We start from the raw sequence: 10923 nt of genomic DNA, 5'->3' as shown, positions 1-10923 counted from the left end.
CAGAACCAGAATCAGGGTTGGGACTGGAATAACCAGAACAATAATCAGTGGAACGGCGTTGTAAACAACGACTGGAACAATAATAATCAGTGGAACCAGAATAATAACAACAACAATAACAACAACAATAACAATAACAACCAGCAGCAGAACAACAATGCAGGTTCAAAGGACAGCCTCAAGGGCGCATTTGCAAGCTACTTCAAGATCGGTACATCTGTAAGCCCTAACGAGCTTAACAGCGGTGCAGACTTCATCAAGAAGCACTACAATTCTATTACTCCCGAGAACGAGCTCAAGCCGGACAGCATTCTCGATCAGTCAGCTTGTCAGCAGAGAGGCAACAATGTAAATACTCAGATCAGCCTCAACAGAGCTGCTCAGACTCTGAAGTTCTGTGAGCAGAATGGTATCGCACTTCGTGGTCATACATTCGTTTGGTACAGCCAGACTCCTGACTGGTTCTTCCGTGAGAACTTCTCACAGAACGGCGCATACGTATCAAAGGATATCATGAACCAGCGTCTTGAGAGCATGATAAAGAACACATTCGCAGCTCTCAAGCAGCAGTATCCAAGCCTTGAGGTTTACTCATACGATGTATGTAACGAGCTCTTCCTCAACGACGGCGGCGGAATGAGACCTGCAAGCAACTCTAACTGGGTAAGAGTATATGGTGATGACAGCTTCGTTATCAACGCATTCAAGTATGCAAGACAGTATGCTCCTGCAGGATGCAAGCTCTATCTCAACGACTATAATGAGTATATCCCTGCAAAGACAAACGATATCTACAATATGGCTATGAAGCTCAAGCAGCTTGGCTACATTGACGGTATCGGTATGCAGTCACATCTTGCTACAAATTATCCTGATGCTAATACTTATGAGACAGCTCTCAAGAAGTTCCTCAGCACAGGTCTTGAAGTTCAGATCACTGAGCTTGATATCACTTGTACAAATACTCAGGAACAGGCTAATCTCTATGAGAAGATATTCAAGCTTGCTATGCAGAACGCAGATAAGATACCTGCTGTTACTATCTGGGGTACTCAGGACAGCGTAAGCTGGAGAAGAGAGCAGAATCCACTTCTCTTCTCTAACGGCTATCAGCCTAAGCCGGCTTATGAGAAGGTAATGGCACTTGTAAAATAAGGTCAAAATGTTAAGCCTGATCTTATAGATCATAATAATAAAACAGTCACAGGACCATAAGTGATCTTGTGACTGTTTTCATGTATTACGGGTATTTTTGTCAGCTGAAAAGCTTTATGGTCCTGAAAACCTGCTCTGACGTGTGGGCAAGGTTTTTATAGGCAGTCTCTTTTCTCATAGCCTGCTCAAGTGTACATATACCGCGCAGAACAGGGAAGTATGCATCAATTCCGCTTGCGTTGCACAGCTCTGCACCTTCGCGTACCGAGCCGCAGAAAGCTATGACAGGCTTGCCGTACTTCTTTGCTATCTTGGCAATACCTATGGGAGCTTTTCCCATAGCGGTCTGACTGTCGAGACAGCCTTCACCTGTGATAACGATATCAGCGCCTTTTATGATATCTTCCAGCTTTGTTTCGCGTATAACAAGGTCAACACCTGATTGCAGCTCTGCGTTCAGATAATACATCAGTGCGAAGCCAAGTCCGCCTGCCGCGCCTGCACCTGCTGTATACGGCGAAGCAGAAGGACAGTACGTTTTAGTAAGCTCGGCATATCTGCTGAGATAGCCGTCCATAAGGCTGATGCTGTTTTTGTCCGCGCCCTTTTGCGGAGCAAATACTTCGCTGCAGCCGTTAGTGCCGCAAAGCGGATTTGTAACATCACAGGCAACATGAAAGCTGCACTCTTTCAGTTCACGGACTGCATTGTCGTCAGTGATACGGGCGAGCTGTGAAAGTCCGTTTGCGCCATAGCTTACCTGCTGTCCATTGCTGTCGAGCATACCAAATCCCAGTGCCTGCAAGCAGCCGATACCGCCGTCATTTGTGGCACTTCCGCCTATACCTATGATAAAATTGCGGCAGCCTCGTCTGACAGCGTCAAGTATCATCTCGCCTGTGCCGTATGTAGTTGTATACATGGGATCGCGTTCGCTTTCCGAAAGCAGCGTCAGTCCCGAAGCAGCTGCCATTTCGATAACAGCAGTATTGTCGGGGAGTATACCGTATTTAGCTGTGATACGCCTTCCGAGAGGATCACATACGTCGGTTTCAATGAACTTTCCGTTCAGACCTGATACGAGTGCGTCAACAGTACCTTCACCGCCGTCGGCAACGGGCACGATCACAGTATCTGCGTCGGGAAAAATACGGTGTATCCCTTCTGCTGCGGCTTTGCCTGCTTCAAGAGAAGTGAGACTTCCTTTGAATGAATCTATTGCTATAACAGCATTATGCATGGTGTTTCACCTCTATTTGTTAATTTGATAGTTTATATTATATGCATATTTTGCAACTCAGTCCAAATTTTAACATTAAAAACTTCTGCTGTCAATACATTTTAAATAATAAAATATATATAATTAAATGAATTGGTAATAAATAATAATTATTATTGATGTTTGATATATTTATTTTATAATACTGAAGAAAAAATATTAGAAAATGCTTAAAATTTGCAAAAAACCAGCTTTTGTTTATCAATATAAGGATAAAATTATACTTGACGAAATTGTGCATATAGTATATAATATAAATAGTATTTCCTTATATTGAAAAAATCTTCAAAAGCTTAATTTTTACCTTTTTATAATATTACTTTTAATAATTTTTCTGATACTTTTTTTTACTATTTTTTCAAAACTCCCACTTTGTTTTATTATGGTAAACAGGGATAAATGTGGGGAATATTTACTAATCGTTTTTGATTTCATCGGTATTCTTTTTAGCATGATATGATCAACAGTTATTTTATGATATTTAATTACAGGCAGATCTAAAATAATAAACCGTAAGTTTGATTATAATTTTTCTGTCGTATGCGTTTACTTTTAATGTGCCGTTCTATGATAAGCAGCCATTATAATCGCATTATGCATATCTCTGCGACTTATGAAGTATCATATGCACAGAGCATATCATATGTACTTTTTAAATTCATTTCGGCATAAAGGATATCGCGCAGCATAGGAAAAGACAGATAGGATCAACGCTCTGAATGCAGTTTACAGCTGCTTTCGGCAAAAAAATCGTGGAAAGAAATAAATATTGAGGGGCAAGATGTTTTATGCTGAGAATTGAAGACTATTATACTGACGCTCCGTCAGCGGGTATTATCACAATGCTCGAAAGACCTGAGGTCGTAAACAGGCTGTTGAATATACTTATCTGTAATTTCAGCGGCTTTAATTATACGAAGCTGAAGGTGAATATGTACTCAGTACAGGAAGAACTTGAAGAGTATAGGAATATGCATCAGGAATATCTGAGCCAGATACAGATGCTTCATGCTTACTATGACGGTCATCAGCTTGCGCTTAAACGTATACTTAAAGATATCAACTATGATACACACCTGAATACGAAGGTGTATTCTCCAGTTATTGGATGTCCTATCGGCTGCAAGTACTGCTTTACAAAATGCGTAGTAGATCATTTTGGCATTACTGAGGATTACAAGAAGCAGATATTCCGCGGTTTCTATAAAATGACAAAGGACGAAGAGGGAAATGATATCCCTGAGCTCTTCAATATCGAAAATGAAAATCCTATCGACTGGTTCCTTACATATATGTCGGATTTTGGCTGCTGGAAGCCTGAGTGGCAGGAAAATGTTCTTCAGCAGATCATTGCTGCAAGTAATATAAAGCGCAGACAGAGAAGATTTGTTGATACATTCCAGCTTGTTACAAAACGTCCCAGCGGAATTGACCTCAGTCCCATACCTGTGGATACTGATATGAGAAATGTCATTATTTCCTGTACAGTTGACCGTAATGCGTGTACAGGACGTATTACCGATCTTATTGAAAAAACCAAGGATTACAGGATCACTGCTTGTGTTGTATATCAGCCTGTGCTTGAATATATAGAACCTGTCCACCTTGATGAACTTGTCAATACATTCGGCAAGGACTATACATGGGTAATAATCGGCGGAGAAGTGGGCGGAGCTAATCCGCTTAGGTTTGAATGGATCAAGGATCTCATTGACAAATGCATCGAGCTTGGCATACCTCTGAAAATTGAACGTGATATAATGAAAACCGTTCTGGAAAGCGGATATGAGTTCATGGAACAGAGTCCTAAGCTTTTGAGAGAAGCAAAGGCTATCCGTGTAAGAAATCTTGAACTGAAGAAGGGTGCTGTTGCCGAATACTACGAGGTCAAGATAGCAGAGCTCAATGATGAACTTAAAAGATGTGCTCCTGCTGACAGGCTTGATATCGCAGCTTCTATACTTTATGGTGAGGTTGAGATAATTGCAGAAAACGCCAAGAGGCTTCTTGAGAGAATGCCTGAATTCGATCTGATATTCAGTGCTGAGACAAAGGGTACTCCGCTTGCATATGAGCTTTCAAGACAGAGCGGAAAGGATTGTATCATTGCTCATAAGTCTGTAAAGCTTTATATGGAGGATACCTTAGAAGTATCCGTCAAATCGCTTCTGTCGGAAAAAAAGAAAAAGTTTTATCTTTCCGCAGAAGAAGCAAGAGCATTTGACGGAAAGCGCGTTCTCATTGTCGACAACGTTATCAGTACTCCCGAGTCTCTTAGAGATTTGGAGGTAATTGTTGAAAGGTTAGGCGGTACGCCGATCGCAAATGCAGCTATATTTACGGAAGAAGGCAATATCAAGCGTGATGATACGTTCTTCATTGCACCGCTTCCTGTTCAGGAATATGCATAATAATATACATAAAAAACAGGAGAGCTGATCAAAGCTCTCCTGCTTTTTATTTGTATCAGTTTATTGTGCTCATTCAAGCATCATCACAAGCAGATCCCAGTACATATGAAGCAGTATGGGGATAAAAATGTTTCTGCTTTTGAGAAAGCTCAAACTTAATATTACGCCTAAGGCAATTAACTCAATAAATCCAAAACCTGTAAACGCCGAAACGAAAGTATCATGCTTTATCCATGTGGGGAAATGTATCATCATGAACATGACCGAATTCAACGCTATAGCCTGCCATTGCTTATTCTTATCGCTGCTTATGGTTGCATTGAGCAGCCAGCCGCGGAACACCATTTCTTCGGTCAGTCCCACGGAAAGGATAATGATGATAGTTGCTGCTCCGAAATCGGGACTTATCTTAAAAGAATGGTGCATCATATAGTGATTTGTCAGTATGTATACAGTGAAGAATGCAAAGATAGGAAGATAGTGTAACCATTTTACTTTAGTTGTAAACATTTCCTTGAGCTTGATATGTACCTCTGATGAGAAGTGATGTACCAGAAGCATGGCAGGAAGCGTCCACACAAGGTTTTTGATACACTCCTTGATGATCTGACATACTGCCGCATTTTGGAAATGTTCTTCAAGAAACGGTGAAACCAGGAATGTATACATTGTCCATGTGCCATAGAAAATGATTATATAGACCAGTAACGTGATCTTTAATTTTCTGCTTTTCGTTGTAATTTCCATATTTTATGCCTCCAAAGATTTTTAATGTATAGTTTATTTTGGTATTCGTTATTCGGTTATGAGCTGTCTTATGCCGACTTTTTTTATCTTTCGTGATACAAGAAGTGCGAAAAGGAAGAAGCATACGCATATAGCAGCGGCTGGTATAAGGATACTTGCAGGAGTAAGAGGTGTATAGAAGTTCGTTACACCTATGCCTTTAAGCAGAAAAGTGAGCAGCTTATTCATGAACAGACTGCACATTAAAGTTCCGAGCAGTGCGCCGAGAATGGATACAATAAGAAATCTTACCGCAAATTGCAGCCTGAGCTTGCCTGTAGTGAAGCCCTGTGACTTGAATATGCCTATATCGGTCTTTTCCTGGGTGAAAGCCTTTGAGCTTACCATTGAAACGACTACCAGAGCAAAGAACATTGAGAATGAGTAGATTATCAGCCTCATTATTTCTATTGCTGACTCTATAAGCTTGTTTTCGTCATCGGATTTGCCGAGAGTTACTTTCAGAGTGTCCCCGTATTTATTTTCAAGAGCTGTTTTTATCTCTTCCGCTTTGGTTTCATCTTCAAGCATGATACTGCAATAGTCGGTACGTTTATGGAGACCGAGACTTTCGCCTGCTTCTTCCGTGATCGAAGTACTCATACCTGTGTCAGCCATTGACTGGTATATTCCGCAGATGACGAACTCCTTGTGGTTATCGAATTTTGCTATTTTTACTATGTCGCCGAGTTTAAGATCAAACTCGTCAGCCACCATTTCGGTTATAACTATCTCGTTATCATATTTAGGAGCTCTGCCTTTTGTGGTAATAATATCCTCGGGATAAAAATCCATACGGCAGTATATTTCTTCACCGTTCAACGAAATATATGTACCTAATGAGACATATCTTCTGTGGATAGGATCATACTCCTTGACTGTTTCCATGATGTCATCTATTTGGTCTTTTTGTGTCATCTCATTGAAGTTAATAATTACATCTTTGACTTCGATACCCATAGTTTCTCCTGCTTTTCGTGAATTTATTGCTGCGCTGAGAGCATTTGACATGAGCATGAAGCTTACAAGTATCGCAGCAATTATCACAGAAGCAGCGTATCTTCTTTTTGCAGATGTGAACTGACGAACAGCAAGTGTTGGAGAAAGCAGCTTTGCACTTATGGGAAGCTTTATGCGGCTGTCGAAGTATATTTCATTTCTGCCCCCTGATATAGCACGGATAGGGGATATCTTGCATACCTTGTGAGTTGTGATGATAATAAACACTACACTTATCTCGATGATAGCAAGCAAATAAAGAAGCGTTTTGCACAGGGCAGGGTGTGTTTCTGTGATACAGCCTGATATGGTATCAAATACACTTGTAATGATGCCTATGAGGGGGAGTCCGCAGAATATTCCGAGGACACCGCCTATGACTTCCGCGATAAGATATTGAAGCAGTATGGAGATACGTATCTTGGAGTTGCCGAAGCCCTGAGATTTCAGTATTCCCAGATTGGTATGATCCATTTCGATACCCGTTGAGATACTGTGTCCCATAACGATGAGAACGACTGTGGCAAGGATAAGAATGAACACAAGCAGTATGCCCATTATGATATCAGAGTAGATGTTGGTATAGTGCGTTGATGTATCTTTTGTCATAGAACCCCATGCATTTGAGATGATATCTGTGTCAAGATTTACCTGTCGGCGGAATTTGCCGTCTGAAAGTGTACAGTCGTCTGGCTTGTATATCTGCACTATATATCCCGTGCCGCAGTGGTCGTCACTGTTTTCGGCAGCATTTGCTGCCATTATCATATCAAAATCTTCCTGTGATATGAACTGCCACTTCCAGCCTATCACCATAGCACCGAACATAGGCTCAACAACAAAGCCCTTTACAGTGAGATCATAGTCTCCGCTTATGGTGTGAGCGGTGACTTTGTCTCCGATATTACATTTGAACTTGCTCTTCGAGCCGTAGCTCAGGTATATCTCACCTTTTGAAAGCGGCGGTATCTTTTCAGCATAGCCGTTACATTCTTCGTTTACAAGCTTGATACCCTCAGTAAGGGGAGTAAAGAAACAAGAATTCTTATTGCTTACTTTGGGTGAGTCAATACCGTATGAAATAACAGCGGTAGGTGTTACTGTGTAATGGTCGATAATTGCTTCGTTATCAAGCTTCTGCCTCATTTCATCTGTGAGGAGCGCGTCTTTGAGCATAACGGTGACATCTGCGCTTTTTGCGCAGGAATAAGCATCATTAAGAGAGTCATCGCAGCTTTTTCTGATACTGAATATAAGCGTCAGTGCCATTGAGATGATGAACATAAGAATGACGATGCTTATGAATGTGCCCTTTCTGCGGCGTATATTTGCTTTCAGCAGGGTGATTATCTCCATAGCTCTCACCTCACCACTCAAGTGAATTTAGCCATGCGTTTACCTGAGCTTCGCGGCTTTTTTCTTCGGTCTGACCATATGGGCTGAGATTGAGCTCGCCTATGATATTTCCGTCCGAGAGGTAAAGCAGCCGTGATGCTCTTACAGCAGCGCGTATATCATGTGTTACCATGAGTATGCTCTGACCGTTTTTGTTAAGGTCTGTGAGCAGGTCAAGCACTTCGGTGGTATTTTTGCGGTTCAGTGCGCCTGTAGGCTCGTCTGCAAAGAGGAGCTTTGGTTGATTTATCACGGCTCTTGCTATAGCGCATCTCTGCTGTTCGCCGCCTGATACTTGTGAGGGAAGGTGAGTTTTTATGTGGTCTATGCCTATTCTCTTGAAAAGCTTGTCTGCACGTTCTCTTACCTCGGCAGGAGAATTCTTTTTGTTGAGATAGCCTGAGACTACAACGTTTTCATAGAGTGACAGATTGCTTACAAGGTGCATCTGCTGGAAAATAAATCCAAAGTCGGAGTATCTCAGCTTTGCAAGCTCTTTCTCGCCCATGAGGACGATGTTTTGGTCATCGTACATAACAGAGCCTGCGGTAGCCTTGTCCATACCGCTGAGAGCGTAGAGCATAGTGGATTTGCCCGAGCCCGACGCTCCCATTATAACGGTAAAGTCTCCTTCATATATATCCAGGTCAACGCCTGACAGTATGTGGACCTGTTCGCCGTTGTGAGCAAAGCTCTTTGAAAGTGACTTTGCTGTCAGAATAGATTTTTTCATATCCGTTTTCCTTTCGCTTTTACTGTCTTGATTATACAGCAAAAGTTATTAAGAAGTATTTAAGATGATCCCGAATTAAGCAAGGGGAGCGATATCGTTACTTCGAGACCTCCATCGGGGAGGTTCCTGAGGCTTACCTCTCCGTTCTGAGCTTCGGTGAGGTATTTTACGATATAAAGTCCGAGACCTGAGCCCTGCTCATTGCCTGAATTCTTTCCGCGATAGAACTTGCCGAATATGAACGGTATATCCGAGTCGGGGATACCGCTGCCGAAGTCGCGGAAGCGTATGAGCACATCGTGCTGTTCAAGCTCCATAGATATATTTATATCGGTATGAGCGTATTTCCTTGCGTTGTTTATAAGGTTCTCGGTGATCTGCATTAGCCTGTTCCTGTCTGCACTTACCTCGGCTGTGAAGTTCGGACGGATAAAGCTGATATCATCATGCTCGGCTGCTATTTCCTTTACGGTATTCTCCATAAACTCAGTCAGCTCCAGCTGTTCTGGGTGTATTTTCAGCTTGTCAAGGTCGGAGAGCGTGTGCAGGAACAGATCGTTTGTGAGCTTGGATACTTCATCGCATTTGCGCATAATTACCGATAAGTATTTGCGCCTTTTTTCGGGAGAGCTGTCAAGATTTGCGTCAAGTCCCTCTGCATAGGCTCTTATGGAAGAAACAGGAGTTTTTATATCATGTGAAAGCGTAGCGATAACGGTCTTGTTATTGTCTATGGCTTCGCGCTCGCAGGCTCGCGCTTTCGTTATCTCACGGCGCATACTGTCGAAAGCCCATGTGAAGCTGCCGAAATAGTTTGAACGCTCGTATTTCAGCGGGATATCAAAGTTTCCCTGAGCTATTTTCTCGGCAAAAGCCTTCATCTTATCAAAGGGGCGGAGTATGGAGAAATACACATATCCGAAAACAGTGACCGCGAATATACAGCCTATGATACATATAATAAATGTACCGGAGTTTTCACGGACAGGCTTTTCCTGACGGCGTATAGTATCTTTGAGCAGGGCTGCTTTTTCGGCAGCTTTCTGTGTTTCACCCATATTTATAAGCTGCTCCACTTCGTTCAGCGAGACTATGAGCTCGCCGTTTGAGTCGGAGTCGTAATTTTGTTTCTCGTTATGCACGAAAAATACAGAAACACCTGCGATAAGCATTATGAAGAAAAGAGTAATGCCGATTATCCTGCTTTTCATTATTCGACCTCCAGTATATAGCCAACTTTATAGACTGTTTTAATGTATCGCGGTGACGCAGGATCGTCCTCAAGCTTTTCGCGGAGCCAGCGTATATGTACTGCAAGAGTTGACGGTTCTACAGCGGAAAAAGCTCCCCATACCGCTGAAAACAGAGCTTCCTTTGATACAGCCGTTCCCATATGTTCGCACAGGTAAGCGAGGAGGTCGAACTCTTTCAGTGACAGTGCCACGGCTGCACCGTTCTTAGTGACCGAACGTGCGGAGATATCAACATTAACATTGCCGAAGGATATGGACTTTTTCTCGCCGCTGTCTCCGTAGGCTCTGCGCATGAGAGCTTTTATGCGCGAGAAAAGCTCAGCCATAGAATAGGGCTTTGGAAGGTAGTCGTCTCCGCCTATGTCGAAGCCTGTTATCCTGTCGGATTCACTTGTACGGGCACTTGCAAAGATAACAGGCACATCTGATACCCTGCGAAGCTCGCTGCATATCTCAAATCCCGTAGAATCGGGGAGATTGATGTCAAGTAGAATGAGATCAAAGCTTGCTTTGCTCAGAAGCTCAAAGGCTTCTTCGGCAGTTTCGGCAGCGGTAACGTTGTAGCCGTAGCCTTCAAGCATATCCGATATAACGAACGAAAGATCGGCATCATCATCTATAATAAGGATACTGTTTCTCATGTTGTCCTCCGTGTTTTACAATAATGTATGAAATGCAATTTAGCTGCATTTTCACAGTGGGTATGATATTAAAATCATACAACATTACAGTTTTAATGTCAAGACAGATAAGGCAGGGGAGAGGCTGCTGCTCATAGCATTTTTGTGATATTGATTAATAAATTATGATATATAACATAGATGACGATATTTTTTACACGATATGTTACTGTTTTTTTAACAAAGACAAATCTAATTTTTTATTACTTTTAGTAGTTTTGACATTGAATAT

At 42.1% G+C, this 10923-nt stretch carries 8 protein-coding genes; 2 read left to right on the top strand and 6 right to left on the bottom strand.

What is annotated here, in order from left to right; all coding sequences use genetic code 11:
- Nucleotides 1-1155, top strand: a 1155-nt coding sequence (locus BLW60_RS03205; protein ID WP_242872816.1) for an endo-1,4-beta-xylanase, incomplete at its 5' end; no start/stop codon positions are given.
- 100 nt (nucleotides 1156-1255) lie between these two features.
- Here the strand turns inward: BLW60_RS03205 and BLW60_RS03200 are convergent.
- On the bottom strand, nucleotides 1256-2395 hold the full coding sequence (locus tag BLW60_RS03200; protein WP_074714430.1) for a glycerate kinase family protein: 1140 nt from the start codon (nucleotides 2393-2395) through the stop codon (nucleotides 1256-1258).
- Nucleotides 2396-3222: 827 nt separating this feature from the next.
- On the opposite strand from BLW60_RS03200, the gene BLW60_RS16175 reads away from it, so the two are divergent.
- Nucleotides 3223-4845 (top strand): DUF5131 family protein, encoded by a 1623-nt coding sequence (locus BLW60_RS16175; RefSeq protein ID WP_081348092.1) that lies wholly within the window; start codon nucleotides 3223-3225, stop codon nucleotides 4843-4845.
- A 69-nt stretch (nucleotides 4846-4914) separates the two neighbouring features.
- Here the strand turns inward: BLW60_RS16175 and BLW60_RS03185 are convergent, their stop codons facing one another.
- The 5 genes from BLW60_RS03185 to BLW60_RS03165 are packed head-to-tail and all read right to left on the bottom strand — an operon-like array spanning nucleotide 4915 to nucleotide 10652.
- Nucleotides 4915-5592: a CPBP family intramembrane glutamic endopeptidase gene (locus BLW60_RS03185; protein WP_074714429.1), complete on the bottom strand. Its 678-nt coding sequence runs from the start codon at nucleotides 5590-5592 to the stop codon at nucleotides 4915-4917.
- 48 nt (nucleotides 5593-5640) lie between these two features.
- Entirely contained in the window at nucleotides 5641-7986 is a 2346-nt protein-coding gene (locus tag BLW60_RS03180) for an ABC transporter permease (RefSeq protein ID WP_074714428.1), read from the bottom strand.
- A 10-nt stretch (nucleotides 7987-7996) separates the two neighbouring features.
- Nucleotides 7997-8758, bottom strand: a complete 762-nt coding sequence (locus tag BLW60_RS03175) for an ABC transporter ATP-binding protein (RefSeq protein ID WP_074714427.1) — start codon at nucleotides 8756-8758, stop codon at nucleotides 7997-7999.
- Between the two features lie 59 nt (nucleotides 8759-8817).
- The gene (locus BLW60_RS03170) at nucleotides 8818-9969 is read right to left on the bottom strand and encodes a HAMP domain-containing sensor histidine kinase (RefSeq protein WP_074714426.1); all 1152 of its coding nucleotides are present in this window, start codon (nucleotides 9967-9969) and stop codon (nucleotides 8818-8820) included.
- Entirely contained in the window at nucleotides 9969-10652 is a 684-nt protein-coding gene (locus BLW60_RS03165) for a response regulator transcription factor (RefSeq protein WP_074714425.1), read from the bottom strand. The genes BLW60_RS03170 and BLW60_RS03165 overlap by 1 nt, the downstream gene beginning before the upstream one ends.
- Nucleotides 10653-10923: the final 271 nt, after the last annotated feature.

It is taken from the genome of Ruminococcus flavefaciens (assembly GCF_900108555.1).
In the GTDB taxonomy this organism is placed as follows: domain Bacteria; phylum Bacillota; class Clostridia; order Oscillospirales; family Ruminococcaceae; genus Ruminococcus; species Ruminococcus flavefaciens_P.
Note: the sequence above shows the minus strand (reverse complement) of the source record. Positions and strands in the feature narration are given on the sequence as shown.

What these genes read in the sequence shown, in the direction of transcription:
- BLW60_RS03200 (WP_074714430.1), bottom strand. Translation starts at nt 2,395, where the DNA reads ATGCATAATGCTGTTATAGCAATAGATTCATTCAAAGGAAGTCTCACT.
- BLW60_RS16175 (WP_081348092.1), top strand. Translation starts at nt 3,223, where the DNA reads ATGCTGAGAATTGAAGACTATTATACTGACGCTCCGTCAGCGGGTATT.
- BLW60_RS03185 (WP_074714429.1), bottom strand. Translation starts at nt 5,592, where the DNA reads ATGGAAATTACAACGAAAAGCAGAAAATTAAAGATCACGTTACTGGTC.
- BLW60_RS03180 (WP_074714428.1), bottom strand. Translation starts at nt 7,986, where the DNA reads ATGGAGATAATCACCCTGCTGAAAGCAAATATACGCCGCAGAAAGGGC.
- BLW60_RS03175 (WP_074714427.1), bottom strand. Translation starts at nt 8,758, where the DNA reads ATGAAAAAATCTATTCTGACAGCAAAGTCACTTTCAAAGAGCTTTGCT.
- BLW60_RS03170 (WP_074714426.1), bottom strand. Translation starts at nt 9,969, where the DNA reads ATGAAAAGCAGGATAATCGGCATTACTCTTTTCTTCATAATGCTTATC.
- BLW60_RS03165 (WP_074714425.1), bottom strand. Translation starts at nt 10,652, where the DNA reads ATGAGAAACAGTATCCTTATTATAGATGATGATGCCGATCTTTCGTTC.